Genomic DNA, 26680 nt, shown 5'->3' with positions numbered 1-26680 from the left:
TATCAAAACCATACCGTTACCCCCGATCCTACGAGAGGGAGTAACGGACATGAAGCGAATCCTGGTCATCGGCGGGGCACGGGCGCTCGGCGCGGCCGTGGCACGGCGGGCGGCGAAGGACGGGTACGACGTGGTCGTCGGTGCACGCGATCTGGCGGCGGCCGACATACTGGCGGGTGAGCTCGGCAGCACCGCGGTGCGGATCGACCTGCAGGACGAGTCGACGATCGCGGCCGCGGCGGAGCAGCTGAAGGACGGAATTGATCACCTCGTGATGACCGGTTCCGCGCCGCACGACGTACGGGCGACTGACCTGGATCACGACAAACTGGTGGCCGCCTTCACCGCCAAGGTTGTCGGCCCACTGCTCGTCGCCAAGCACTTCGCCCCGGTACTACGGCCAACCGGATCGGTGGTGATGTTCTCCGGCGTTGTCGGGTGGCGGCCTGGGCCGGGCTCACTGGTCAAGGGCATCACCAACGGTGCAGTCGAGTACGCCGCGCGCCACCTGGCGGCCGACCTCGCGCCGGTGCGGGTCAACGCCATCTCGCCTGGCGTCATCGACTCCGGCGCCTGGGATCGCCTTGGTGACAAGAAGTCCGGCCTGCTGGACAAGAGCGCGGCCGGAACCCTCGTCGGACGGCATGGCGAGACCGACGACATCGTCGACGCGATGATGTGGCTCCTCCGCGCCGGCTTCGTCTCCGGCGAGACGATCCACGTCGAGGGCGGAGCCCGCCACAAATCCGCCTGATGCGCAGCGATGACAAGCCGTAGACTGACGTCTTGTCATGAAGTTCCTGGTGTTGTGGCAGATGGAGCTGAGCCTGCTGTCGCCCGAGATGGCGAGGGCGGTCGGCGCCATGCCCGAGTACGGCGAGCGCCTGCAGCGCGAAGGCAAGGTGCTGGCGCGGTATCACGTGGTCGGCTCGCACGGTGGTGCGTGGATCTACGAGGTGGACTCGCACGAGGAGTTCGAGCGGCTGCTCGGCCGGGCGCCGGTGTTCAACTTCGCCCGGTACACGGTGCACGCACTCGCCGAGATGACCTGAAGTCGCGACCGGTCGGCGATTGACGGACAACCGGACCCAGAGGATCGTGACTGGCAGGGAGGAGGTCCCCATGTTCCTTGAACAGGGCGATCTGTCCATCGACCGGCACCTGGTCCTCACACACCGGCTGCGCAGCCGCCGGGTCGAGCTGGGCCTCACCCAGAAGCAGGTGGTCAGCCGGTTGGCCCGTCGGGGAGTCCGGACCACGAACAAGACTCTCAGCAGCTTCGAGCATGGTGCGGGCGTCGACGTCGTCCGCCTCCCGGAGCTCGCGGTGGCCCTCGACTGCACGGTCACCTACCTGCTCGGGCTCACCGAGGACCCGACGCGATGGACGCCCGACCAGCCTTCACCGCTGGTGAGACCCAGCTCCGCTACGCCGGTCACCGGCAACTGGATCCTCGGCCCCGACGTACCGGTTCGGGCCAACCACAGCTGACGCCAGGCGCTGGTTGGCGATCGCGAGGTGGTACGCCGATCGCTGCCGCAGGGCCGTCAGCCGACGAAGGTCGAGCTGGTCGCAGATCCACTGCCAGTGCAGCGAGACCCAGTCGCCGATGTGCACCGGACCAAGGAGGTCATGACCTCCGACGGTTTCTTGGCGAAGGGGGCCGAGCGCGAGCGTCCGGCCGTCCCACGCGAGCGGTCGCGACTTCACCACCACCTGGGCACCGGCAACAGCGACGACCCGGCCCCAACGGATCCGGCATTGGTCGAGAACGTGAAGAGCGTGCGCACCTGCGCGTTCGTCGTTGAGCAGAGCGGTCCAGGGGTAGACGCAGAAGACCTGGTAGCTGTGGTGCGGCATCCCACCGGCGGTGAACCGGGGCCCAGCACTGTCGAGCAGCACATTGCCCAGCCAGTACGCCTCCACCACCCGGTGATCCAGCGGATCCTTGAGGCCGGCAGTCCGAGCGATCAGCTCCAGGAACGGCCAAGCACCCTCGAACTGGCGCGCCAGATCACGTACTTCATCCACCGCGCCGCGCGCTCCCGACGTGAGCAGTGCCTGACCGTCGGCAGGGCCGCAGTACCCGAGCAGGTTGGGCGCCATCGCATACCGGACGAACATCAGCGGCCCGGAGTCCGAGGTGGTCATCAGTCGCCGCCGAAGAAGGCCAGTGCATCGGCAGCACGCTCCGGCGACATCCGCTCGAGCGCGAACCCGCTGTGGATCAAGATGTACTCACCCGGCACGAACGGCCCGTCGAGCAGCGCGAGGTTGATCTCACGAACCACTCCGGCCACCTCGACCTGTCCGAGGTCGAGGCCGGGGGTCGTCGCGACGATCCGGCCCGGAATCCCGAGACACACGGCGACCTACATGTCCCGCAGCCGAAGGTACCGGCGCAGGTCGGCAAGGCCGAAGTATCCGAGCCCGACGACGATCAGCAGCACTATTGCGAGGATGACCCAGCGCATGACGATGTCCCTTCTCTGACTTCCTGTCCGACGACCAGGTCGGTCACCAGCTGAGCTGCGGTCTCCACCGCGTCCTGTACCACCGGGCTGAGGCCGATACCGGTACCGAGATCGGCGGGCTCGCAGCCGACCACCATCACCGTGCCCAGGGTCCCACCCAGTCGCGGCACCAGCGCGAGTACGGCGTCCGGTCCCAGGTCATGAGCATCCATGCTCACGTCCGGTCCGGGCTCGGCGTCCGGTTCGGCCTCCAGCACATAGAGCGATCCCGGCGGACCGCCGCGCTGCACAGCATCGACCAGTACGACGAGGTCGTACGGCTCGAGCAGCTGGTACGCGAGGTGAATCCCGCGGATGCCGAAGTCCTGAACCCGCACGTGATCGGGCCACGACCGCTTGGCCAGCTCGGCGATCACCGAGACCCCGAAGGCGTCGTCGCTGCTGAACATGTTGCCCAGTCCGGCGACCAGAATCATCCGGCACCCACCAACGGCTCGATCTCGTCGGGGCTGAAGTACAGGTACCGCCCGTGCGACCGCTGGACCTCGCCCTCCGCACCATCCAGAGCGACGGCGATGTGCGTCTCGCCGTCCACATCGGACAGCACCGCCACCACGGTCCCGATCCGGTCCGCGAGAAACATGTCCTGCGCATCGGCTCGCCGGACGCCAGGCCGTAACCGAACCCGTACGCCGTTGCCAACGGCAACCGTGCCGACCTGGACGGCGTCGTGCTCGGGGTCGACGGTGGCGTCGTTGCCCGGATCCCACCAGGGCGCGTCGGAGGGAGCCGGCTCGGGTGCGGTCACCTTGCGGAGATAGCGGACCGTGCCGTGCAGCCGGTCGAGGATCTCCTGCGGCATCGAGTCGACCCGATCGAGCAGCGCCGCCGCGCGCGGATCGGTACCGCGGACCTCGCGCTTCTCCGCCTCGGTCAGCGTCATCGTCCGCAGGCTGAGGATCTCGTCGATCTCGGTGGCGTCGAACAGGTCGCCCTGTGACTCGGCCGCGATCTCCGGGTGGTCGTAGAGGATGATCGGCGAGCTCAGCAGCAGGTCGCCGGCCAGAACCGGGAAGATCCCGACGTTCTCGCAGGCGGGCACATAGCCGGTCGCCCACTCGGGCGGTTCGAGCAACGAGATGAACCGGGCGCCGTTGGCGGCAACCAGGAGGTGATGCGCGATGAGTGCGTGCCGCAACGCGCTGCTCCGCTCAGTGTCCCTACCGGCACTGGTGTTCTCCACGCGAAGCCGCAGCCGGACAACGCCGTACGGGCCGGGCAGTGTCTCTGCGCTCAGGATGAGCACACCACTCAACGGCTCCCGGATCCGCTGGAGCAGGCCGGCGCCCGCGCCCTCCACCTCGACGCCGCCGGCCACCTCGAAGGAGCGTTCACAGGGAAGGTCGGACAGGGCCACGCTGACGTCGACGTGTTGTTCGACCGCCTCGTCCCAGGGCACATAGGTGGTGTCGCCCACCTGCAACGCTGCTACTTCCGATCGATCGGCATCCAGCACCGTACGGCGTTGTGCCTGCAGGAACCGGATCCGGATGGTCAAAGCCGCAGACCCGCCGTCGAGCAGGCACTCGGTCTGCGACCACGTGCGCTCCGACGGGTCGTCGTACCCGGGTGGCATCAGGACACCGAACTGCCACCGCACCTGGTTCTTGCTGTTCGACGCGCGATACGGGTACAGCACATAGCCCTCGAACAACAACGCGTCCGCCACGCCCTGAATGCTGTCGAAGGACGTCATTCGAGCTGCTCTTTCAACAGTCGCTCGATCGCGTCGTCCCAACCGGACAAGGCTTCCCGGGCGCGATAGTCGTACAGCTTGTCGAACGTCTCCCGCCGTAGCTTCAGCCACGCCGCGCCAGGGAAATGCTGGTCCATCGCTTGCCGCCAGACCGGCACCGGCAGCGTGTACGACGTTTCCTTCTGCCAGGCGACCGGGGTCACCGAGAGCGTGCCGGCGCGTCCGGTGAAGATCGTGCCGTTGAACAACAGCAGCAACGGGACACCACCCTCGCGGACCGCGTAAAGGTATTTGTTCGCCGCGACGTCGAAGTCGTAGCTGCAGGGCAGTGCGAGGTCGACGTCGGTCGAACCGGTGAAGCCGGGGACCATCTGCGTGACGAACGCCAGTTGCAGCGGCTTCAGCGTCTCGCCCCAGCGCGCACGATCGCCGAAGAGGTCGGCGAGCGCGTCGCCCTCCTCGTCGGAGTACCGGCGGCGGATCGGCTCGATCCTGATCTGGCAACGCAGGGCCAGCGCGTGGACCGGCGTACCGGTCGTCTCGGTGACGTGCAGATGCAGCAGGACGGTCGGCGTCGCGGCGTACCGATCGGCGTCCGCGCCGGTACAGGTGAACTCGAGGTCAACCACGGCACCGCTCCTTCACACCGGCGAAGAACGAGTCGATCCGCTTCCAGACCTCCTCGCCACCCGCGAAGCCCTCCCAGTACTGCCGGACGAGCCCGACGAGCTCGTAGCAGGAATCGATCGGCACCAGGTAACACTCGAATCCGCCGTCGAGGCGCCGCAGGAGCACCGCCTCGACATCCGGAATCAACGTGCCCAGGACGGGATCGTTCGCAACCACCTCGTCCCAGCCGGCCAGATCGAGCAACGACTCCGTGGGGCCACCAGGACTCGGGTAGAACGCGACGGTCTTGTCCTGGTCGGTCTGGTGGAAGAGGAAGGCCAGGTCGACCGGGATCCCGAGCGACTCCCATTGTGCCGCCGACAGCGAGAAGTCCCGGTTGAAGCGGTACTCCTCCGGAACCGCCCGATAGTGCCCGCGCGACGCGGCCTCGGCGTTGAACAGCAGGTAGCACGGCCGGCAGGTGCAGAGCAGTCGATGGTCGGGTACGTCGGCGATGTGGGGGTGCTGCGGCCCGATCGGTACGGCGCACATCTCGCACTGCTCGCCGGGTGCCAACTGCTGACGCACACCACCCGTGAAGCCGCGCAGGATCGCCACCGGATCGACCACCGGTGCCGGTTTGTCGCGGGCGAGTGCGCGCAGCGTCGACGAGGTCCTCACGCGGACTGCCTTCCCGACGGTTGACTATCAGGGAGGGCGACCTTCCAGTCGGTACCGTCGGGCAGCAGCGGCAACGGTTCCAGGGCAGGAGCCCCGACGGGGGTGAGCGCTCGGCCCGCCAGGCGTACGTCGTACACGGCGGTGCAACGTGGGCAGGTGAGCTGGTCGCCCGTCAGGTCGCCGTGCTGTAGTGCGGAGGAGCAGGTCGGGCAGTTGTTGCGATAGGCAAAGAACGTCCCCGCCAGGTTCGCCACCAGCAACTCCAGATCGGCCACGACCAGCTTCTGCATCTGCCCGGGTGCCGTGACCAGGCTGACCTCGTGCCAGCCTTCGCTGCTCTGCTTCGGACGGAACGGTTCGATCGTCAGCAGGTTCTGCTTCTTCGCGGCGACCATGCCCTCCACCTCGACAGCGATCGCCTCGGGGGCAGCGTCCAGTACGGCGTTCTCCACCGTCAGGCGGACGGTGGCCGTCGAACCGGGGCAGCCCTCGCAGCTGCCCTGCAGGCGGAGACGCACGATGCCGTCGGCATCGATGCCGAGATAGTCGATCCCGCCGGCGTGTGAGCCCAGGTACGGCCGGACGCTGTCCAACGCCGCCTGGATCCGGGTGGCCACATCGTCGGGATGCAGATCGTGCAGCAACAGCATCCCGGCCACGAGGTCGTCGGCCAGGACGCCTCGGACCTGGTCCTGGTCCAGATGCGTCAGCAGCTGTTCCAGGCCCGCACCGTGCAGGGACAACACGGCGCGGACGAGCTCTTCGACCTTGTCCGTCACTTCCGGCTCGGCCCGCCGCTGGACTTCGTCCAGCAGCACGTCGATCCGTTCGCTCAGGGCGGCGACGTCGCGGCGGTCCATCTCAGTAGGGCTTCACCGCGAGGGTGGGCGATTGGAGGTGCGTTTTCTCTTTCCCGTTGCCGACGAACATGTGGACCCCGCAGGGCAGGCACGGGTCGAAACTGCGGACCGCGCGCATGATGTCGATGCCCTTGAACCGATCCGGCGGGTTCTCCTCGAAGATCGGCGTGTTCTGGACGGCGTCCTCGTACGGACCGGGCGTCCCGTAGGAGTCGCGGACGCTCCCGTTCCAGGGCGTCGGCGGGTACGGGTGGTAGTTCGCGATCTTGCCGTCGCGGATCACCATGTGGTGCGAGAGCACGCCACGGACCGCTTCGGTGAAGCCGCACGAGATCGCGTTGTCCGGAACCTTGAAAGGTGTCCAGGTCTCGGTCCGGCCGGCCCTGACCTCGGCCATCGCCTTCTCGCAGAAGTGCAGCGCCAACGCGGCCGCATACGCCTGGAAGTAGGTGCGCGCCCGGTTGCGCTCGAGGGCGTTGCTCCACTGCGGGATCTTCCACTCGTACTCCGTCGCGGGCTTCAGCGCCGTCCGGGGGAGCTGGATCTTCACGCTGTGGCCGGTCGCCTGGACGTAGTCGGTGTTCACCAGGCCGGACAGCGCGGTCGACCAGAGCCGGGCGATCGGGCCGCCGCCGGTGTCGAGGGCGAGGTGGTCCTTGCCGTCGAACCAGCGCGGCGACATCGTCCAGCTGTACGCGTTCGCGAAGTCGCGCTTCTGCGGTTTCGGAATGGTGTGCTGGTTCCACGGGTGCCGGACGTCGATCGGGTTGCCCAGCGGGTCCTTGTCGACGAACTTCTCGTGGCTGCCGTCGGCCCAGTCGTCGTAGAACGAGCTACCGAGCAGGATCCGCAGGCCGAGGTTGATGTCGACCAGGTTGTTGGTGACCAGCTTGCCGTCCACCACGACGCCGGGGGTGACGAACATCCGCTTGCCCCAGGCATCCATCGTCTTGTAGTCGAAGTCGCAGATCGCCGGGTCCTGCAGACTGCCCCAGCAGCCGAGCAGGATGCGCCGCTCGCCGACGTGCTCGTACCCGGGCAGTGCCTCGTAGAAGAAGTCGAACAGGTCGTCGTGCAGCGGGACGACCTTCTTCATGAACTCGATGTAGCGCATCAGCCGGGTCAGGTAGTCGGTGAAGAGCTGGATCGTCGCCACCGTGCCGACCCCACCGGGGTAGAGCGTCGACGGGTGGACATGCCGGCCCTCCATCAGGCAGAACATCTCCCGCGTGTACCGGCTGACGTGCAGCGCCTCCCGATAGAAGTCGCCTTCGAGTGGATTGAGCGAGCGCATGATGTCGCCGATGGTCCGGTAGCCGTGGTCGCCGGCATGCGGTGCCTCGGTCCGGTTCGCCAGTTCGAGCACGCCCGGGTTGGTCTCCTTGACCATCCGCTCGCAGTAGTCCACCCCGACCAGGTTCTCCTGGAAGATGTTGTGGTCGAACATGTACTCCGCGGCCTCGCCGAGGTTGACGATCCACTCGCCGAGGTGCGGCGGCGCGACGCCGTACGCCATGTTCTGCGCGTAGACCGAGCAGGTGGCGTGGTTGTCACCGCAGATGCCGCAGATCCGGCTGGTGATGAAGTGCGCGTCGCGCGGGTCCTTGCCCTTCATGAAGATGCTGTAGCCGCGGAAGATCGACGAGGTGCTGTGGCACTCCTCGACGGTCTTGTTCTTGAAGTTGACCTTGGCGTAGATGCCGAGGCTGCCGACGATCCTGGTGATCGGGTCCCAGGCCATCTCGACGACGTCGGAGTCGGTGCCCGCATCGGGCTCCAGGTGCTGGCCGATCTTCGGGTCGGTGGTGGTCATGGCTTACCAGACCTTCTTGTAGCCGGTGGCGAGTTCGGGGCCCTTGTGCCGCCACTTGGGTTCCTTGTTGGCGGTGTTCTGGGTGATCTTGCGGAGCCTGCGGATGACGGTGCCGTAGACCGTGCTCGCGGCGACCGAGACCTTGCTGCCCGGTGGCTCGTCCATGAACGGCATGAACTTGTCCGGGAACCCGGGCATCGTGCAGGCGATGCAGATGCCACCCACGTTCGGGCAGCCGCCGACGCCGTTGATCCAGCCGCGCTTGGGGACGTTGCAGTTGACGACCGGACCCCAGCAGCCGAGTTTCACCAGGCACTTGGGGGAGCCGTACTCCTTGGCGAAGTCGCCCTGCTCGTAGTAGCCGGCGCGGTCGCAGCCCTCGTGCACGGTCGCGCCGAACAGCCACTGCGGCCGTAGCTCGGCGTCGAGCGGGATCATCGGGGCCTGGCCGGCCACCTGGTACAGCAGATAGACGAGGGTCTCGGAGAGGTTGTCGGGGTGGATCGGGCAGCCCGGCACACAGACGATCGGCAGCCCGGCCTTGGACTTCCAGCTCCAGCCGAGATAGTCGGGGACCCCCATCGCGCCGGTCGGGTTGCCGGCCATGGCGTGGATCCCGCCGTACGCCGCACAGGTGCCGACGGCAACGACCGCGGTGGCCTTGGGGGCCAGGCGGTCGAGCCATTCCGAGGTCTTCATCGGTTGCCCGGTCGCCGGGTTGTTGCCGAAGCCGGCCCAGTACCCCTCGGACTTGATCGCCTCGTTCGGGATCGATCCCTCCACCACCAGGACGAAGGGCTCGAGCTCACCGCGGTCGGCCTTGTGCCACCACTCGATGAAGTTGTCGGCGCCGGTCTCCGGGCCGCACTCGAAGTCGATCAGCGGCCAGTGCACCGCGATCTTCGGCAGTCCCGGCAACGCGCCCAGGACGATCTCCTCGATACTCGGCTGGGTCGCCGCCGTCAGCGCGACGGAGTCGCCGTCGCAGCTCAGCCCGCCGTTCATCCAGAGGATGTGGACCACGCCCTCGTCGGCGGTCTCCTGCGCCTGTTCCGGTTCCACGGTCGTCGACATCGTCCGAGCCGCCTCCATAGGTTGGCTGAGGATCCTGCTTCGGACGGTACGTCTGGAATCGGCGCCCGAACAGACACTTGTGTCAGGTATTAATGGGGCTTTCCGGAAATCGGCGATTCCGGGATTTCCGGATCGCTTCCGGAACCATTGGTCCGGAACGTCGACGCCCGTCCCGTGGGCGGTTACGGTGGACCACCGACGCATTCTGAGAGCCCGTGCCGAGATGTCCGACCTTCCCCTGCCGGACGGCGCCGACGGCGGCTTGTTCGTCTCGCCGGTGGTAGTCGTCAGCCATACCTTCCCGGCCCGGCCGGGCGCACTTCCGGATGCCGAGCTGTTCGTCCGGGAGGCGCTGGAGCCGGTCGAGCTCGAGCCGGTCGAGAGCCGAGCGCTGTACGACGCGATCACCAGCGCCCTGCTCGCCGCGGCCGGACCCGGTGATGCTGCCTTCGACGTGACGGTGCGGCTCTTCCCCGACGGCGTTGAGGTGGAGGTCCTGCACGGGGCAGCGAGTCGGCGGTTGGGGACGACGCCACGCGTCGGTGATGAACCGTTCGCCGAGTGGCTGACCGCCGTACTGCGTCGTCAGGGGCTTTCCCAGCAGGCCGCGGCGCAGCGGATCGGTGTCTCGGTGCGGACCGTCAGCCGGTGGTTGAGTGGCGTCACCGAACCCCGGCTCCGCGATCTCCGTCGCGTGCACGCCATCTTCGGCGCCGCGCCCGGTGATTGAATTCCATTGTTTCGGGTCCCGTATTTCCCGACTCTGGTGGCCGGCCGGATTCGGGTTTAGGCTGCGAAGAGTCCGTTCATGACCGAATTCGCCATTCGCGATCGGCCCGTACGATGCCGTACCTGACAAATCAATCCACTGGTGGTGGGTGTCACGGCCGTTTCGGTCTCCCGCGTGCGCGTCCGGTTCACGGTATCCGGGGTGGTCCAGGGTGTCGGCTTCCGGCCGTTCGTCTACGCCCTCGCCCGGGAGCTGGGGTTGTCGGGTCAGGTCTGCAACGACGCCTCCGGCGTGATCGTGGAGGTCGAGGGATCGCCCGCGGCCGTGCTCGCGTTCGGCGCCCGGGTCGGGACGGATGCTCCGCCACTGGCCGTGGTGGAGGCGGTCGAACGCGCGGAGTTGCCGGCACGGGGCGGGACTGCCTTCGTCATTCAGGACTCCATCGCCGGTGCCGGTCGCACTCTCGTCTCGCCGGATGTCGCCACCTGCACCGATTGCTGGGCAGAGTTCGGCGACCCGGCCGACCGGCGCTACCGGCATCCGTTCATCACCTGCACCAACTGCGGACCGCGCTTCACAATCATCACCGGCCTCCCCTATGACCGGCCGGCCACCACGATGGCCGGCTTCCCGCTCTGCCCCGACTGTGCGGCCGAGTACGCCGATCCCGGCGACCGCCGCTTCCATGCGCAGCCGATCGCCTGTCCTTCCTGCGGTCCGCGACTGACCTTCACCCAAGCCGGTGCTCCGCCCTTGTCCGGCGAGGACGGGTTGGCGGCGGCTCATCAGCTGCTGATGTCCGGCGCGATCCTCGCTGTCAAAGGGATCGGTGGCTTCCACTTGGTGTGCGACGCGTCGGATCCGGACGCGGTCGCCACCTTGCGCAAGCGGAAGGATCGGGGCGGCAAGCCGTTCGCTGTGATGGCGGCCGATCTGGCGACGGCACGATGCATCGCGCAGATCTCGGCGGCAGAAGAGGCGTTGCTGACCGGGTATCAGCGCCCGATCGTGTTGCTGCGCCGAACCGCGTGCACAGCTGTCTCCCTCTTGGTTGCCCCAGGCAACCCGGATCTCGGGGTGATGCTGCCGTACACGCCGCTGCATCGGCTGCTGTTCGACCAGCCCGGTCCCACGGTCCTCGTGATGACCAGTGGCAATGTGTCGGGTGAGCCGATCGTCGTGGACGACGCAGAGGCATTCGAGCGGCTTGCCGCACTGGCCGACGGGTGGCTCGGCCACGACCGCCCGATCCACGTCCCGTGCGAAGACTCGGTGGTTCGCGTCGCCGACGGTGCCGAGTTGCCGGTACGACGCTCGCGCGGTTATGCGCCGTACCCGATCAATCTGGCGACGCCGGTTCGTCCCGCGCTCGCGGTCGGCGGAGACCTGAAGAACACCTTCTGCCTGGGTGAGGGTCGTTACGCCTGGCTGTCCGGTCATGTGGGCGACATGGATGACCTGGCCACGCTCGATGCCTTTGCCAAGGCCGAGGAGCATCTGGAGGTGCTCACGGGGGTCCGTCCAGAGCTGCTCGTGGTCGACAAGCACCCGTCGTACCGGTCTCGGCAGTGGGCGCAGCTGCACGCGGCGGGTCGCCCGGTCATCGGCGTACAGCATCATCACGCTCATCTGGCGTCGGTGCTGGCCGAGCATGCCTATGTCGGACCACCTGTCATCGGCTTCGCTTTCGACGGCACGGGCTACGGCGACGACGGTGCTGTCTGGGGCGGGGAGGTGCTGCTCACCAGCTATGAGTCCTTCGAGCGGTGGACCCATCTTGGCTATGTCCCGCTTCCTGGTGGCGATGCCGGTGTGCAGAACCCGTGCCGGATGGCGTTGGCTCATCTGTTCGCGGCTGGGATTCCTTGGGGGGCTGGGCTTCCCGCCGTACAAGCCTGCTCCGAGGACGAACGCGGGCTGCTCAACGCCCAGCTGGTTCGCAACCTGGCCTGCGCACCGACGTCGAGCATGGGCAGGCTCTTCGACGCGGTCTCGTCGCTGGCCGGGATCTGCCATCGAGCCGGGTACGAGGCACAGGCCGCCATCGAGCTGGAGGGTGCCGCCACAGGGGATGGCACCCCCTATCACTTCGAGTTCGAGGAACCGGCCGAGCTGCTGCACGCCGTCGTACGGGATGTGCTGGCCGGGGTCGACGTGGGAGTCATCAGCCTGCGGTTCCACCTCGGGGTGGCCGACCTGATGGTGCGGACAGCGGAGCGGATCAGGGCCGAGCGCGGCATCAGCACTGTCGCGTTGTCCGGCGGGGTGTTCGTGAACAAGTTGTTGCTGGAAGCAAGTAGTCGGCGGCTGGCGGCGGCCGGCTTCGTGGTGTTGCGGCATCGGCGGGTTCCGCCGACGGATGCCGGTCTCGCACTCGGGCAGCTGGCCGTCGCGGCCCGTCTCCCGCAACGGAAGGAGCAAGGGCTATGTGTCTAGCGGTCCCCGGGAGAGTGGTGGAGATCCGCGAGGAGGACGACACCCGGATGGGGAAGGTCGACTTCGGTGGCGTGATCAAGGACGTCTGTCTGGCGTACCTGCCGGACCTGCAGGTGGGGGAGTACACGATCGTCCACGTCGGGTTCGCTCTGCAGCGGCTGGACGAGGAGTCGGCCATGCAGTCGCTCGAGCTGTACCGGTCGCTCGGCGCGCTCGAGGAGGAGTTCGGTGATCAGTGGGGGATCGCGGCCCGGCAGGCCGGGGAGCGGCGCCCACCGGGAACAGAGGAGACGATGTCATGAAGTATCTCGCCGAGTTCAGCGATCCTGAGCTCGCCCGGAAGCTGGTCGACCAGATCCGTTCCACCGTCACCCGGCCCTGGGCGATGATGGAGGTCTGCGGCGGGCAGACGCACACGATCGTCCGGCACGGGATCGACCAGTTGCTGCCGGACGGCGTCGAGATGATCCACGGCCCGGGCTGCCCGGTCTGTGTGACGCCGCTGGAGATCATCGACAAGGCCCTCGAGATCGCCTCCCAGCCGGGCGTCATCTTCTGCTCCTTCGGTGACATGCTGCGGGTGCCGGGCAGCGGCCGCGACCTGTTCCGGATCAAGAGCGAAGGCGGCGACGTCCGGGTCGTCTACTCACCGCTGGACGCGCTCAAGATCGCCAAGGACAACCCGGACCGCCAGGTCGTCTTCTTCGGCATCGGCTTCGAGACGACCGCGCCGCCGAACGCGATGACGGTCTACCAGGCCAAACGGCAGCAGCTCCAGAACTTCAGCCTGCTCGTCTCGCACGTGAAGGTCCCACCGGCGATCGCGGCGATCATGGAGTCGCCCAACTGCCGCGTCCAGGCGTTCCTCGCGGCCGGCCACGTGTGCAGCGTGATGGGTGTCTCGGAGTATCCCGCGCTCGCGGCGAAATACGAGGTTCCGATCGTCGTCACCGGTTTCGAGCCGCTCGACATCCTGGCCGGCATCCTGCGCACCGTCACGCAACTGGAGCGCGGTGAGCACTACGTCGAGAACGCCTACCGGCGAGCGGTCGCCGACGAGGGCAACCTGGTCGCACAGGAGATGCTCGCCGACGTCTTCGAGACCACCGACCGGGCCTGGCGGGGGATCGGAACCATCCCGCGGAGCGGCTGGCGGCTGGCACCGAAGTATCGCGAGTACGACGCGGAGTACCGGTTCTCGGTGCGCGACATCAGGACCGAGGAGTCGACGATCTGCCGTAGCGGCGAGGTCCTGCAGGGTCACATCAAGCCGCACGAGTGCTCGGCGTTCGGGACGCTCTGTACGCCGCGCAACCCGCTCGGCGCGACGATGGTCTCCAGCGAGGGCGCCTGCGCCGCGTACTACCTCTACCGCCGTCTCGACACACCCGCTGCTGCCGGGGCGGTGAGTTCCGTTGGCTGAGCAGGTGATGCTTCCGGATCCGGTGGTTCCGAACTTCGACGGCTGGACCTGCCCGCTGCCATTACGCGATCACCAGACGATCGTGATGGGTCACGGGGGCGGCGGGCAGCTGTCGGCTGAGCTGATCGAGCATCTGTTCGTCCCGGCGTTCTCGAATCCGCTGCTGGCGGGGTTGACGGATTCGGCAGTGGTGACCCTGGGCGGCGCGCGGATCGCGTTCTCGACGGACTCGTTCGTCGTCCAGCCCTTGTTCTTCCCCGGTGGCAGCATCGGCGATCTGGCCGTCAACGGCACGGTCAACGACCTGGCGATGTCGGGTGCACAACCGGCGTACCTGTCGTGTGGATTCATCCTCACCGAAGGCGTCGAGCTGTCGGTCGTCGGCCGGATCGCCAAGGACCTCGGTACGGCGGCCGAGCGGGCCGGCGTGGTGATCGCGACCGGCGACACCAAGGTGGTCGACTCCGGGCACGGTGACGGCGTCTACATCAACACGGCCGGGATCGGGCTGGTTCGCGACGGTGTGGACATCCGCCCGCAGCGTGCGGCGGTCGGCGACGTGGTGATCATCAGCGGGATGATCGGGGTCCACGGCATCGCGATCATGAGTGTGCGCGAGGGGATCTCGTTCGGCACCGAGGTGGTCAGCGACTGCGCCCCACTCAACGGGCTGGTCGGTGCGATGCTGGACGCCGTACAGGATGTTCATGTTCTCCGCGATCCGACGCGTGGGGGAGTGGCGACCTCGCTCAACGAGATCGCCAAGGCGGCCGGTGTCGGCATCGAACTCGTCGAGAGCGACCTGCCGATCCCCGAAGCGGTCGCCAACGCGTGCTCGTTCCTCGGCCTGGACCCTCTGTACGTCGCCAACGAGGGCAAGCTGTTGGCCATCGTGGACGCCGGGGACGCGGACGCCGTACTCGCTGCGATGCGAGCTCACCCGTTGGGTGCCGACGCCGCCGTCATCGGCACCTGCGTGGCCAACCATCCAGGCATGGTCACCACCCGAACCACTTTCGGCGCCACGCGCGTCGTCGATACCCCGATCGGAGAACAACTCCCGCGGATCTGCTGAGGGCTCAGAGCTGGTCGAGCCAGTCGTACCAAGCGTCCATCCCGGTGCCCTTGGTCGCCGAGACCTGCAGGATGCGGGCGCCGGGCTTGAGCTGCCCGATCAGCCGCAGACAGAGGTCCACGTCGAAATCGACGTACGGGAGCAGGTCGATCTTGTTCAGCAGCACGAGATCGGCCGTCCGGAACATGTACGGGTACTTCGCCGGCTTGTCGGCGCCTTCGGTGACCGAGATGATCACCACGCGCGCCGCCTCGCCCAGATCGAACAGCGCCGGGCAGACGAGGTTCCCGACGTTCTCGACGAAGACCAGCGATCCGTCCGGCGGCGCGAGCTCGGCCAGTCCGGCGCTCATCATCTGCGCGTCGAGATGACAGCCCGCGCCGGTATTGATTTGCACGACCTTGGTACCGGTCGCGCGGATTCGCTCAGCGTCGTACAGGGTCTCCTGGTCGCCCTCGATCACCAGGGCCTGGCGCCGCGAGCCGATCGCCGCGATCGTGTGCTCGAGCAGCGTCGTCTTGCCGGAACCCGGCGAGCTCATCAGGTTGATGGCGGCGATGCCCCGCTCCTGCAACCGATGCCGGTTCGCGGCCGCGAGTCCGTCGTTCTTGGCCAGGATCTCCTGCTCCAGCAGGACGGTCCGGGTCTGCGCCGGATCGGCTTCCAGCTCCACCTCGACGCCGTGTCCGTGTCCGTGTCCATGGCCGTGCCCATGACCCGCGTCATCGTGATCATGATGATGGTCGTGGACGACGGTCAGCCGGGTCCCGCCGTCGCCGGGCTGCCCGCAACCACAGGTGCTGCACATGTCATCGCACCTCCACCGAGATGATTCGCAGCTGCCGGCCACTGAGAATGTCAAGATTCGCACTACCGCACGGGCACAGCATGATCGGTTCGTCGAGGGCGAACTCCTCACCGCACTCTCGACAGTACGCCCGCCCGGGCGGCTCGTCGATGTCCAGCCGCGCCCCCTCCAGCCCGGTGCCGGCGGCCACGATCTCGAAGCAGAACCGCACCGAGTCGCTCACCAGCCCCGACAACCGGCCGATCTCCAGGCGCACCACATCGACCGCTCCGTCGCCGACCTTCGCGACGATCGCCTCGACCATGCTCTCCGTGATGGCGAGCTCATGCACCCTTGCGACGGTAAGCCCGATCCCCACCCCCGGCAAGCAGTGGTTCAGGTTGGGCGGAGGCCGGTCTGGAGCCAGGTGCCACCGGCTCGGTCGACTCCGATGCCGACCATGCCGTGGCGCCAGCGGCCGTCGTCCGGGCCGGAGGCCAGGGTTCGGTACAGCTCGACCGAGCCTGGTGCGGGGTTCAGGAGCTCTGTTGTTCTCAGGACAGCCGCCTGGACTGCGGTGTCGTTGGGCCAGATCAGCTTCGCGATGGCGAACCAGGTCACCGCGATGGGCGTGCCGGACGGATCCAGGACCAGACTGAGCCCGGACGGTCGTGGTGGCGCCGCGCCGTTGCGCTCGATCAGGTCGCGGACCAGGGAGGAGAGGTTGCCCTCGGCATCGATGAGGCTGGCGGCCGCGGTGAGGTTGGGCCAGGTCAGCTCGGGCGTCCGTGCGTAGAGCTCGACCGAGCCGTCGTCGTTGATGCCGGCCATCCGCCACGTCACGTTGCCGATCCGTGCGGCCAACTGCGCGCAGGCTTCGGACCACGGGCCAGCCGCGACTTTGCCGGCCGGAAGTTCGAGGTAGACCTTGGCCCGCTGCGCGTTGTCGAGCTGCCGCAGCCCCAACCATGCACCCCAGCGCAAAGGCCGGCCCGATTGCAGCTCACCCCAGCGCGCCAGGTCTAGCTGTGCTCCTGTGAGGTTCAGCGCAAGCTTCTCCGCGATCGCGAGCCGGTCAGCCTCGGGGACCTCCGGACCCGCGACCTCGCACGTCCATCGCAGGGCCAGGTCGCGTGACGCCCACGCCAGTTCGACCGGATAGCCGGTGGCGGTCAGTACGCCGTACCGCCAGGCGATCTCCGGCCAGGTTGAGCTGGCGAGCGGGCGGAGCGCCTGCAGTACGGCGTCCTCGGCCGCATCGGCATCCGTGGTCCGGATGGTGCGTAACCGACCGAAGGCTCTGTGCACCGCGGGGGCGCTCATCGGATCGCGATCACCTCCTCCGTCGTCTTCACGAAGGCGCGTTGGTCGAAGCCGGCCGGACCGGTGAAGGTGAAGCGCACGCTGTACTCGCGGAGGGCCGGATCGCGGAGCGGGATGCGTAGGCGCAACGGCTCAGTGGTGGTTCCGGGTAGTTCGTGGCGCAGCACGCGGTCGTACTTGTGTGGCTTGTCGTGGTACTCGATGTCGATGATGACGCGGTCCACCCCGGCGGCCGGGAACGACGGAACGAGGACCAGGTTCAACGCGTCGGTGAAGAGATCGTCGACCCGGACCAGCGAGTCCTCGACCGGGATGGCTTCGGTGCGATCGACCGTGCCGTCGTTGAGCGTTTGGACGAAGGCGACCGTGATCTTGCGATCCGCCGGCGCCGGAAGTGCTCCGCGCAGCCGCCAGACCTGATTCGCGCTGTCGCGGCGCAGCGTCACCAGATGCCGCAGGTCGCGATCGCCGTACCCGGTCGCTTTCAGTTGTACGTCGATCAGGTCGACCACGTCCCAGTCGATGTCACCCGGTTCGATGCGGATCGTTCGCAGGTCGAGGTGCTCGTACGGGTTGATGACGATGTCGCGGTCGGTCGACCCCGGGAGCGGGATCGAGTACCGCAGCGCGTCACCTTCCCAGCCGGTGGTCGCGTCGAACGTGAGGTCCAGGCGGGCGTCGTACGAGAGGGTCAGCTTGTCGTCGAGGAACGTGGTGAACGTCTGCGCGGCGGTCTGCTGCGGCGTGAACACCAGGTCGCCGTGACGGATGTGGCTGGCCGGCCCGTAGTCAATGGACAGCTGGGCCTCGGTCAGGCCGAGATCGCTGATGTCGCCGGGCATCCGGGCGGTGACGTCCAGCTGGCGGAAGAACTTGTGGTCGAGGTCGATCAGCGTGACGACCTTCTCCGCGGCGTCCAGGTCACCGGCGAGCAGACCGACGAATCCCTGCGGGGCCAGGGTTTTGCGGACCGCTTCGGTGCGTTGGTAGTGCAGGGTGAGTTCGCGGCGCTCCTCCTGCCGGACGAAGCGGAGCTTGAACGCCGCCAGCGTCGGCAGCTGGGTCTGCCCGGGGTTCGGATTGGGTGCGGGGTTGGGCCCCGGGGTCGGGTTCGGCGTGGGAGTCGGAGTCGGGTTGGGGTTCGGTCCCGGGTTGGGATTGGGCGCGGGGTTCGGCCCTGGATTCGGACCCGGGTTGGGATTCGGCGCGGGGTTGGGACCCGGGTTCGGGCCGGGGTTGGGTGCGGGCGCGGCTGCGCGTTGGAGGGTGCCGGTCCAGGCTGGTCCGGTGGGAGCGCCGTGGAGCTGGATCTGCGCGACCCTGTTGTCCGGATCGCCGCCGAAGGGACCGTGACTACCCGGTCGCGCCGCGGCCACGGTGTCACCGAGTGCCTGCTGGACAACGGGGTCGCCGCCGGCTCGCCGTACCAGGGCAAGCGCCACATCGAGCCGACGCTGGGAGAGCCGCAGGTTGTAGGCGGCCCGGACGGGATCGGCCTCCGGACTCGTGTGCTCGTGGCTCGCGTAGCCGCGCACCTCGACCTGCCGGGGTGGTGGCAACTGAGCGATCCATCGGGCCAGCCGGTCGGCACCCTGTTCGGGACCGGTCCAGGCGCCGTCGCCCTGCATCTGCTGGATGCCGGTCGCCGATCGGAAGCGCGGGTCGGTGGTCGTGTTCTCCACGTACGCACGGAATTCGGCGTTCGGAGGCTGGGTGGACCAGCCGTTCACGGCGGGCTTGTCCATGTCGAAGTACAGGCAGAAGATCTCGCCGGCGCCGGGTTGATCCCAGCTGACGTCGACGCGGACCGAGTCGCCCGGGTTCACGACGCGCGTGACCGTGCCGTCTGCTGCCAGCGGCGTGTCTTGCCCGGCCAGACGAACGTGTGCACCGGCACCGGCGATCCGGAGCGTCTCGGTGCTGCCCGCGGTCGACGCCGTGTGCGTTACCGCCAGCCCGGCCGGCAGTGGGTTCGGTGAGCTCGACTCCTGCTGCAGTACGGCGGCCGGCATCGGCGCCTCGGGAATCGCGACCGTGACGCCACCACTGGGTTGAGCTGCGGCGACGACCGGCGGTGGCCCGGGATTGGGTTGCGGGTTCCCGCCGGGAGGCGGTGCCGGCTTGGCAGGCCCGGCCGGAGTCGGGTTCGGGCTGGGAGCGGGCGCGGGGTTCGGGCCGGGGTTCGGGTTGGGCGTCGGAGTTGGGTTCGGTGTTGGAGTCGGGTTCGGTGTTGGATTGGGCGTCGGAGTCGGCGTCGGCGTGGGGGTCGGCGTAGGCGTAGGCGTAGGCGTCGTCCCGGCGGGCAGTTTGCCGGGGGAGAGGGTGGGCTTGAACCAGTCGCCGAGCAGGTGGTCGGTGAAGAGCTGGAGGGCCCACTTCTCCTGCTCCTTCTGGTCGGCGTCGTCGGTGAACCTGTTCACTTTGATGTCGATCACGCCCGTGGAGTGCAGCCACTCCAGTGCGGCCTCCAGACCGACCTTGAAGTACATGTACTGACCCTCGATGCCGGCCGTCAGCGCCGTGTACACCTGGTCGAGCCGCGCCGTGATCGTGACGTCGAGGGTCGGCCGCAAGGCCAGGTACTGCAGCGAATACACGACTCCGACGGGTGTCAGGCCCACCTTGAGGGCCTGCTCCATGATGATCGCTCCCTCCTGACTGAGCACGAGGTTGAAGGCTGCCCGGTTGGCTGCGTCCATGGTCGGCACGGTGGCGCCGAGAATCTGTTCGGTCGCCCGGAACGAGCCAGCCGGGGGCGCCGTGGCCGTCGTACCGCCGGAGCCTTGCAGGTCGAGCGCGATGCATTGCACCGTGCCCTCCTCGAACGGCGGGGGAGAGATGGTGACCGGAAGGACGGTTCCCGGCTCCGAGCTCACCTTGGACTCGATCTTGCGAAGAGTTGCCTTGGGCAACTCGAGAGTGCTCTCGAACATCATGTAGCCGCCGCCCTTCGAGACCCCGCCGGCCTCGGCCGGCCGGTAGGTCAGGAGGGACAGTGCGGGCGCGCCGTCGCTGCGGTGGGCCAGGGCGACCCGGCCGGGCAGGTACCAGAACCGGCTGGGGTCGGCATGGTCGCGGTAGACGGTGATGCCGTCCACCACCATGGGCTTCTCGAGGCTGAGCATCGTCGTTCTCCGATCGCCGGCTACGGGAGCCGGGGCGTCAGAACGGGGTCGGCCGACGCCGTCCAGTTCGTGAGGTGTCGCAGGCCGTTCCTGAACAGGACGACCGACTTCCACTCGTAGCGGTTCCGGGTGGCGTCGGCGTAGTCGAACTCGAACCGGGCCCGGCTGTCCGGTCCGTCGAGCTCGAGCAGGGCGGCGCTGTTCAGGTTCTCGACGAAGTCCTCGAAGCGCAGCTCCAGGGAGATCTTCTCGACGCCGCGCGCCTTCCAGTCGTGGGGAGGGCGGACCTCGACGACTCGGTGCCCGTGCATCTTGGGATCGACGATGATCCGCGGTTCGTAGGTCACCGAAGGCGGAAGCTGCTTCACCCGGCCGTCGACATAGCTGAAGGTGACCGTGTACTCGATGGCTGTCCGGGTCGGGTCGCGCAGGTCGACGACGAACGGCGGCGCGTCCACCCCGCGGCTCAGATGCAGGGTGTCCTCGATCAGTACGTCGTTGTCGGGGTCGGCGTAGCGCACGTCGACGAACACGTCCCGGATCTCGTCCCACGACACGCTCGCGAGCACGCTGAACGTCCGGGCCCGGAACGGGTTGCGGACAGCGACCTCTGGCTCGTCGCTGATCGCCCAGCCGCTGTCGACGTCGTTGCCGTCGACAGCCCGCATCACAGTGCGCACCTCGTACGACGTCTTGTCCCGGTCGACCACGAACATCGGCCAACCGGCGGTCGGTGCCTTCTCGGTGAGCCGGAACACCTCCTGCTCGTCGATCTTGTGCGGCTCGTCGCGATGCCGCAGGTGGACCTCGACCGAGTCGAACCGCTTCCAGGGGATCCGCTCGGCCACCAGGCTCACGGACCTGATCATGAACACGTCGTCCTCGGGCAGCAGCGACGCCGTCTCGGCGAGGGCGGTCTCGTGACCGCTGCTCAGTTCACCCGGGCGCTCCGAGGTGTCGACGTCCTTGAACCGCACCTTGTAGGAGTAGTCGACCTCCGGCCGCATGACCCCGGCATCGTCGAGGTCACTCATCCACTCGAAGCTCGTGCTCCACGTGTCGGGCGCGAGCAGCCCGTTGCGCACGATGCCGCCGTACTGGGCTCGGACCTCGATGCTGTCGATGTATGGCGCGCCGCGGTTCGGCCGGTAGTACGCCTGGAGCTTGCGCCGGGCGAAGAACTCGCTCGGCTGGACCTCCCGCACCAGTCGCCCGAGCAGCTCGGGCGACGCGGCGATCGCCGCGAACAGCGAGGCGAGGTGGCCCTGCGGATAGATCGAGCGCCGGACCGTGGTGCGCTCGGAGAAGTTGACGTTGAGGTGCTTGCGATCGATCCGGGTGTAGTCGGTCTTCTTGTAGCTGAAGGTCACCGGCTGGTTCTGGACCGCGGGACCGCCCGCTGCCCAGGCGGCCTGCTGGGTGGCGAAGTCGCCGATCGCCTTCAACGCCCGCTCCCAGTCCGACGGCTTCTCCGGCGTCCATGGCGGCAGACTCGGCTCGAAGAAGGCTGTGGTGATCATCGCCTTCACCTGCGCGAGGGCGGCATCGCGGCGATCGATCACCCCTTCGGTGTCCTCGGCAACGAACGTGTCGGCGCGCAGGTCGATCGCCTTGGACTCGTCCAGCTCGTCGACCACCTTGGAGATGTCGGCCGAGAAGATCCACGCCTTGGTGCCGAAGGACTCGTCGAGATGCTTCTGCACCCGGTCCCAGTCGATCGTCAACGTCACCTGGTACGCCGGCCGCAGCGCGAGGTAGTCCAGCGAGTAGACGACGGCGATCGGCAGGATCGCGGCATCCAGCGTGGCCCGGACCAGTGCGTAGCCCGGCTCGTCGAGCAGGACCGAGAACGAGGCCTGGTTCTCGTTGTACAGCGAGGGTTTGGCGTTGTGGACCGCCTTCACCACGAACTGCGGATCGGGCACCGGCTCCCCGTCGGGAGGAGCCGGTGCCGAGGTGTCCGTGCCCATGATGATCAGGTGCACGGTGCCGTCCTCCAGCGGCACCGGGGCGAGCCGGGGATCGTCGTCGAGGTCGAACTGGGACCGGATCCGCTGCTTGAGGGCGTCGATGCGGGCCTGCTCGAGACCGACGTTGCAGTCGAACGAGAGCAGCCCGCCCTGCTTGCTGCCGCGGAATCCGATCAGCTGGAACATCGGCGTACCGTCGAGGACCGTCAGGTGCGGCTGGGTCGGCAGGTAGTACCACTGCAGCGGGTCGACGTGGTCGGGGAAGATCGAGATGCCGTCCAGGACGGCGCAGCGTGAGTCGAGCAGCAACATGGCGCGGCCTCAGGCCGGGATCTCGAGGAAGACGGACTCGGCCGTGACGTCCTTCAGCTCCTCGGTCTTCCGGGTGCCGTCGAGCAGGAAGTAGGTGGCGGTGTAGGAGTAGGTGGCCGGGGAACCTGTCGGCAGGAACACCGTCCAGGTCTGCTTGGTGGTGTCGCCGGACCGGAACAGGAAGTCGTCGGTCTTGGGCGGGACGCTGTGCTCGTAGCGCAGCGAGATGTTGACCAGCTTGAGCTTCGTCCAGTCGAGCAGTTCGGGGACGATCCGGACGTCGAGCTTGTCCGCGAAGGTCCGGCCGAGCTTGAAGTTGGTGCCCTTGGCGTCGCTCACGTCGACGTCCTCGCTGGTGCCGTCCTGGTGCCCGATCGTCGCCTGGTACGACAGCGTGCCCTTGGCCTCGTCGATGGTCGGGAAGGTCCAGGTCTCGAACGTCTTGCCGGTTCCGCTCAGGTTCACGCCGAACGTCTGCTGGTAGTCGTTGTCCGGTTCGGTGTACGTCGCCTGCACGGAGATGTCGGCGATGTCGGCCTGCAGGTCGCCGACGGCCACGAAGGTGACCGTCTTGAGCGCCCGGAAGGGGTCGTCGATCGAGATGATGTCGGCGTCGGTGGTGAGCTCGGGGCCGGTGATCTCGCGGCCGTCGCCCTTCATCGTGTAGGTGGTCTGGTAGCTGACGTCGCCGGTGCGGGGCTTGCCGATCACCTCCAGCAGTTTGTGCTCCTCGCCGTCCTTGGTGAAGTTGAAGAACCGTTCGATCGGGTGGGCGCCGCCCTCGTAGCGGACCCGGACGCGGGCCCGGCTGACCTGCTCGAAGTTGATGTCACCGTTCACGATGTCAAGCTTCAGCACTGGCAGGTTGCTGAGCTTGACGTTGAGGTCGGTGCCGTCGTCCTCCTGCTCGGCCGAGGTCCACGCCGGGGTGTCGCCCTCGAACTGCACCGTGTACGACCAGAAGAACTTGCGGATCTTGTCGGCGACGATGAACTCCGCCTTCTGCGGTTTGCCGACGTCGTCCTTGCCGAAGGTGGCCTCGACGGTCTTGGCGTTGTCGCCGTGCGGGTAGCGCACCTTGACCTCGACGAGCGTGATCCCGTACGCCGCGAAATCGGCGTCGACGCGGATGCTGAGCCGGAGCGAGCGGAGGAACTCGTCGACGCTGACCTTGGAGTAGTAGTCCTCCCACTTCAGCTGCTGCCCGTCGGCGTTCTTGAGACTCGTCACGGTCGGCAGGCTGCCGTTCGGGTGGATGGTCCGGATGATCGCCTTGGCCTCGGTCCACTCGACCCGGACGTCGCTGATCTGGTTGTTGGAGACCTCGCGGTGGACGTTCTCGAAGTCCTGGTCCTCGGTCAGCTGCTTGACGTTGGGGTCGACGGCCTGGAACGCCTGGAGCAGGTTGCGCTGGACGCCGGCCTCGAGCTGCTTGGTGATCAGCTCGTGGACCCAGGCGTCGAACTGGACGCGCTGGTCCGGTGTGAGGTTCGGGTCGTCGACGGGCTGGAAGTGGGTCTCGGTCACCTCGTGCTGGTAGCGCTCGCTCTTGGTGACCTCGGTGTAGCTGTCCTCGCTCCAGAAATTGTCCTCGATGTCGACGTCCTGCCAGAAGGAGTAGAACGCGTCCGCATGCCAGGTGCCCCAGGCCTTCGCCTCGGGCAGCCGGCAGTAGTGGTCGAGGTCGTACAGCACCTGGATCGCCGACGACGATCCCTTGCTGAGGGTCTCCTTGAAGATGGCCGTACCGAGGACCGAGAGTTCGAGGAAGAAGCAGGCGGTGTTCTCGCCGGTGAGCGACGGGCTGGTCGATCCGGAGATCTTCTCGACGATCTTGCCGTCCTGCTGCAGGACCAGGCGGACCGCGCCCTTGAGCCAGGGGACGGTCTGCAGCTCCACCTTCGGGCCGTTGCCGCCCATCCGGTTGTTGACCTCCTCCTGCAGCTTCTGCCGGATCTTGTCCTCGGTCTCCGGGAGCACGCTGAGATCGGTGTCGAAGGCGACGAACCCGCCGAACTGGCTCTCCCCGGCGACCCGGATGGCGTCGTACTCGACGAACCGCAGCGCCAGCCCGCCGTTCTCGAGGCGCCCGATCCGGGGGAACCGGGGGAGCAGGTAGAAGACGTGCGAGCGGGCCGGGTCGTCGTCGCCGTGGACCTGGTGGTTCTCGAGTGTGCGGACGTTGTCGAGCTTGAGCATTGGAAGGTCCTCTCCCCCTGGATGTGGTTCAGTGCCGCCAGGTGCCGGCGTCGGTGACGACGAGCACGGGGCCGGGTCCCCCGGCCAGGGCCAGCGCCAGCGGTCCGGAGACCGCGACCCTGAGCAAGTAGCGAACGGCGAGCAGTCCGGTCGCACCGGACAGCGCTCGCTTGACAGTGGCAAGGTCGGCCCCGGTGAGCGCCGTACTGAACGAGGCTTCCTGCGTGATGGTGTTGGACGTCCCCGCCGCGGCCAGGGTCGTCAGTTGCCCGTCGCGCAGTACGACGAGTTCGGCCGCGCCCTCGACCTCGAACGGCGCGGGGGAGAGGCGGACGTCAGCAGCGGCTCCAGCCGCCAGACACAGCTGCCGCACCGCTTCCTGGGCGGCATCGGTGACCAGCAACGAAGTGGTGACCATGAGCATCGCCACTCCGCCGGCCTCGATCAGCGACAGCTGCGGTGCGCTGCCCGGGCTCACCGCAGGGCCTGCCGTCAGCGGCAGGAAGCGCCAGTCCGGCTCGTCCTTCAGACCGACGGCGCGCAGGCCGTCGGCCTCGACCACCTGCGGTTGCTCGTCGGGCGCCGCCCACGGCGGGTCGGTGAACGAGAACAGGTCGAGCCAGATGGGGGCGTCAGGCAACAATTGTCGCGTACTGCGGGAAGCAGCGCCGCGAGTGGTCGCCGTGGCCTCGATGATCACCTCGAAGGCATTTCGTGGAACAGCGAGCCAGGCTCGGCTCTGCGCCGCCGACAGTGACGTCTGGCTGACGAAGACCGACGGATCCCGGGTGAGCCGGGTGGCGCGAGTGGACACCGTCACGTCAGCGAGCTCGAGCAGGTCGTCGGTGGCGAAGACAGAGATCAGCCGTACGCCGAGATCGGCCGGGGTGACTACGGGAGTGGAATCGCCTGTCACCTGGCGACCTTCTCCACTGACGGTCCTAGGCACCCGGTCGGTTTCGAGGACTGCGGAGCCTTCGAGGTCGTAGGAGAGCGCCTCGCCGGACGCGAGCTGCAGGGTCGCCAAAGCCGGTGCCGGGGGCAACAAAGTGGCGTTGGCCTCGGCTGCGAACGGGCGTGCCGGCGGAACCGGGGGAGCGGTGAGGCGAACTGTGGCCGCAACCAGACCGGCCGGCATCGCGGGCAGCGTGCTGTACACAGTCACTTGTTCGCGGCCGTCGGTCAGCGGCCGCACCTCGTGGCGGCGAATGCCTTCGGCCCCGCCTTCGCCGAGGATCGGATCACAGGTCAGACGCAGTAGCCGAGTGGCCATCACGGGCTCGCTCAGCTCCCAGGTGAAGGTTCCTGGCCGGACGTCGGGGAACTGCCAACCGGCCTCCGTGTCATCGACGAACACCGGCGCGGCCAGCCGCGTCACGAGGCGGTCCATCACCGCCGCGGTCAACAGCTCGTCATCGTCCGGGCCGTTGCTGACCTTGATGCCAGGCAGCCCGGCACGGATCCGGTCGCGGAGGTCCTCTGGGCGGACCGGCGAGATCCCGATCCCTTGCGCCAGAGCGTCGACGTCCACGGTCAATGTGCCCGGGCACCGGGCAGCGACCCCACGAACAGTCACGAGGACGACGGCGCCGAGCGTGCGCAGCCCAGCCCGCAGGCTGCCGGTCAACAGCTCGCCGGCGACACCGTCGAGGCGAACCAGCGTCGGCAATACTTCTCCGGCCGTGGCGTCACAAGATTGTGCGGCCAGTACGTCGGCCGGCAGGTCGAGATCGGCCGGGGCGACCAGCCGGACCCACCCCTCGCCCAGCGGAGCGGGCCGAGCCCTCAACTCTGGTTGCCCAGGAACCCGGCTGGTGGTGTCCATCGCGGTGTCGAAGGTGAAGCCGGCGGTGACCAGGGTGAACTGCTCGATGCGGTCGTCGCGCTCCTGCAGATACTCGTCGACCTGCAGTGGCTCCGCGTTCAGCGAAGCCGGTACGACGGACAACACGCCGGGCTGCTCGAAAGCGACATACCCCTCGGCAACACCCGACCTGTGGGCCTGGCCGAAGTCCGGAAGTCCCGTGAACATG

At 67.7% G+C, this 26680-nt stretch carries 24 protein-coding genes; 8 read left to right on the top strand and 16 right to left on the bottom strand.

Features of this window, described 5'->3' with window-relative positions:
* Positions 1-49 precede the first annotated feature (49 nt).
* From ACIA49_RS35650 to ACIA49_RS35640, 3 genes are all read left to right on the top strand, one after another.
* A complete protein-coding gene (locus tag ACIA49_RS35650) occupies positions 50-754 on the top strand; it encodes an SDR family NAD(P)-dependent oxidoreductase (protein ID WP_396382611.1) in 705 nt (234 codons plus the stop codon).
* Between the two features lie 37 nt (positions 755-791).
* Positions 792-1052: a muconolactone Delta-isomerase family protein gene (locus tag ACIA49_RS35645; RefSeq protein WP_164602147.1), complete on the top strand. Its 261-nt coding sequence runs from the start codon at positions 792-794 to the stop codon at positions 1050-1052.
* A gap of 70 nt (positions 1053-1122) precedes the next feature.
* Complete coding sequence (locus ACIA49_RS35640) at positions 1123-1491, top strand: helix-turn-helix domain-containing protein (RefSeq protein WP_396382610.1); 369 nt, start codon at positions 1123-1125, stop codon at positions 1489-1491.
* On the opposite strand, the gene ACIA49_RS35635 is transcribed toward ACIA49_RS35640, so the two are convergent.
* The 9 genes from ACIA49_RS35635 to ACIA49_RS35595 all read right to left on the bottom strand — a co-directional run bounded on the left by ACIA49_RS35635 (position 1402) and on the right by ACIA49_RS35595 (position 9267).
* Positions 1402-2151, bottom strand: coding sequence for a DUF6390 family protein (locus ACIA49_RS35635; protein WP_396382608.1), 750 nt, complete (start codon positions 2149-2151; stop codon positions 1402-1404). The genes ACIA49_RS35640 and ACIA49_RS35635 overlap by 90 nt on opposite strands.
* Positions 2151-2366: a HypC/HybG/HupF family hydrogenase formation chaperone gene (locus tag ACIA49_RS35630; RefSeq protein ID WP_396382607.1), complete on the bottom strand. Its 216-nt coding sequence runs from the start codon at positions 2364-2366 to the stop codon at positions 2151-2153. The genes ACIA49_RS35635 and ACIA49_RS35630 overlap by 1 nt, the downstream gene beginning before the upstream one ends.
* Before the next feature lie 83 nt (positions 2367-2449).
* Positions 2450-2950 carry a hydrogenase maturation protease gene (locus ACIA49_RS35625; RefSeq protein WP_396382606.1) on the bottom strand — a complete coding sequence of 167 codons (501 nt, stop codon included), beginning with the start codon at positions 2948-2950 and terminating at the stop codon, positions 2450-2452.
* Entirely contained in the window at positions 2947-4230 is a 1284-nt protein-coding gene (locus ACIA49_RS35620) for a hypothetical protein (RefSeq protein ID WP_396382605.1), read from the bottom strand. The genes ACIA49_RS35625 and ACIA49_RS35620 overlap by 4 nt, the downstream gene beginning before the upstream one ends.
* A complete protein-coding gene (locus ACIA49_RS35615) occupies positions 4227-4859 on the bottom strand; it encodes a DUF6084 family protein (RefSeq protein ID WP_396382604.1) in 633 nt (210 codons plus the stop codon). The genes ACIA49_RS35620 and ACIA49_RS35615 overlap by 4 nt, the downstream gene beginning before the upstream one ends.
* The gene (locus ACIA49_RS35610; protein ID WP_396382603.1) at positions 4852-5520 is read right to left on the bottom strand and encodes a DUF5947 family protein; all 669 of its coding nucleotides are present in this window, start codon (positions 5518-5520) and stop codon (positions 4852-4854) included. The genes ACIA49_RS35615 and ACIA49_RS35610 overlap by 8 nt, the downstream gene beginning before the upstream one ends.
* Positions 5517-6380 (bottom strand): NifU family protein, encoded by an 864-nt coding sequence (locus ACIA49_RS35605; RefSeq protein ID WP_396382602.1) that lies wholly within the window; start codon positions 6378-6380, stop codon positions 5517-5519. The genes ACIA49_RS35610 and ACIA49_RS35605 overlap by 4 nt, the downstream gene beginning before the upstream one ends.
* A 1-nt stretch (position 6381) precedes the next feature.
* Positions 6382-8193 (bottom strand): nickel-dependent hydrogenase large subunit, encoded by a 1812-nt coding sequence (locus tag ACIA49_RS35600; RefSeq protein WP_396382600.1) that lies wholly within the window; start codon positions 8191-8193, stop codon positions 6382-6384.
* Positions 8194-8196: 3 nt separating this feature from the next.
* Positions 8197-9267 carry a hypothetical protein gene (locus ACIA49_RS35595; protein ID WP_396382599.1) on the bottom strand — a complete coding sequence of 357 codons (1071 nt, stop codon included), beginning with the start codon at positions 9265-9267 and terminating at the stop codon, positions 8197-8199.
* A 223-nt stretch (positions 9268-9490) separates the two neighbouring features.
* On the opposite strand from ACIA49_RS35595, the gene ACIA49_RS35590 reads away from it, so the two are divergent.
* The 5 genes from ACIA49_RS35590 to hypE all read left to right on the top strand — a co-directional run bounded on the left by ACIA49_RS35590 (position 9491) and on the right by hypE (position 14931).
* Positions 9491-9997, top strand: a complete 507-nt coding sequence (locus tag ACIA49_RS35590) for a helix-turn-helix domain-containing protein (RefSeq protein ID WP_396382598.1) — start codon at positions 9491-9493, stop codon at positions 9995-9997.
* 174 nt (positions 9998-10171) lie between these two features.
* Positions 10172-12433, top strand: coding sequence for a carbamoyltransferase HypF (gene hypF / locus ACIA49_RS35585; RefSeq protein WP_396382596.1), 2262 nt, complete (start codon positions 10172-10174; stop codon positions 12431-12433).
* Between the two features lie 17 nt (positions 12434-12450).
* Complete coding sequence (locus tag ACIA49_RS35580; RefSeq protein ID WP_396382595.1) at positions 12451-12735, top strand: HypC/HybG/HupF family hydrogenase formation chaperone; 285 nt, start codon at positions 12451-12453, stop codon at positions 12733-12735.
* Positions 12732-13856: a hydrogenase formation protein HypD gene (gene hypD / locus ACIA49_RS35575; RefSeq protein WP_396382594.1), complete on the top strand. Its 1125-nt coding sequence runs from the start codon at positions 12732-12734 to the stop codon at positions 13854-13856. The genes ACIA49_RS35580 and hypD overlap by 4 nt, the downstream gene beginning before the upstream one ends.
* On the top strand, positions 13849-14931 hold the full coding sequence (gene hypE, locus ACIA49_RS35570) for a hydrogenase expression/formation protein HypE (RefSeq protein WP_396382592.1): 1083 nt from the start codon (positions 13849-13851) through the stop codon (positions 14929-14931). The genes hypD and hypE overlap by 8 nt, the downstream gene beginning before the upstream one ends.
* A gap of 4 nt (positions 14932-14935) precedes the next feature.
* Here hypE and hypB read toward each other — a convergent pair whose 3' ends face one another.
* From hypB to ACIA49_RS35535, 7 genes are read right to left on the bottom strand one after another with little or no spacing between them, the layout of a single operon-like run.
* Entirely contained in the window at positions 14936-15739 is an 804-nt protein-coding gene (gene hypB / locus ACIA49_RS35565) for a hydrogenase nickel incorporation protein HypB (protein ID WP_396382590.1), read from the bottom strand.
* A gap of 1 nt (position 15740) precedes the next feature.
* On the bottom strand, positions 15741-16070 hold the full coding sequence (locus tag ACIA49_RS35560; RefSeq protein ID WP_396382588.1) for a hydrogenase maturation nickel metallochaperone HypA: 330 nt from the start codon (positions 16068-16070) through the stop codon (positions 15741-15743).
* Positions 16071-16114: 44 nt separating this feature from the next.
* Positions 16115-17041, bottom strand: a complete 927-nt coding sequence (locus ACIA49_RS35555) for a hypothetical protein (protein WP_396382587.1) — start codon at positions 17039-17041, stop codon at positions 16115-16117.
* On the bottom strand, positions 17038-20166 hold the full coding sequence (locus ACIA49_RS35550) for a hypothetical protein (protein ID WP_396382586.1): 3129 nt from the start codon (positions 20164-20166) through the stop codon (positions 17038-17040). The genes ACIA49_RS35555 and ACIA49_RS35550 overlap by 4 nt, the downstream gene beginning before the upstream one ends.
* Positions 20167-20186: 20 nt before the next feature.
* Positions 20187-22448, bottom strand: coding sequence for a hypothetical protein (locus ACIA49_RS35545; RefSeq protein WP_396382585.1), 2262 nt, complete (start codon positions 22446-22448; stop codon positions 20187-20189).
* A gap of 9 nt (positions 22449-22457) precedes the next feature.
* Positions 22458-24647: a hypothetical protein gene (locus ACIA49_RS35540; protein ID WP_396382583.1), complete on the bottom strand. Its 2190-nt coding sequence runs from the start codon at positions 24645-24647 to the stop codon at positions 22458-22460.
* Between the two features lie 28 nt (positions 24648-24675).
* Entirely contained in the window at positions 24676-26679 is a 2004-nt protein-coding gene (locus ACIA49_RS35535) for a hypothetical protein (RefSeq protein WP_396382581.1), read from the bottom strand.
* Between the last annotated feature and the right edge of the window lies 1 nt (position 26680).

It is taken from the genome of Kribbella sp. NPDC051587, assembly GCF_044453945.1.
In the GTDB taxonomy this organism is placed as follows: Bacteria; Actinomycetota; Actinomycetes; order Propionibacteriales; family Kribbellaceae; genus Kribbella.
Note: the sequence above shows the minus strand (reverse complement) of the source record. Positions and strands in the feature narration are given on the sequence as shown.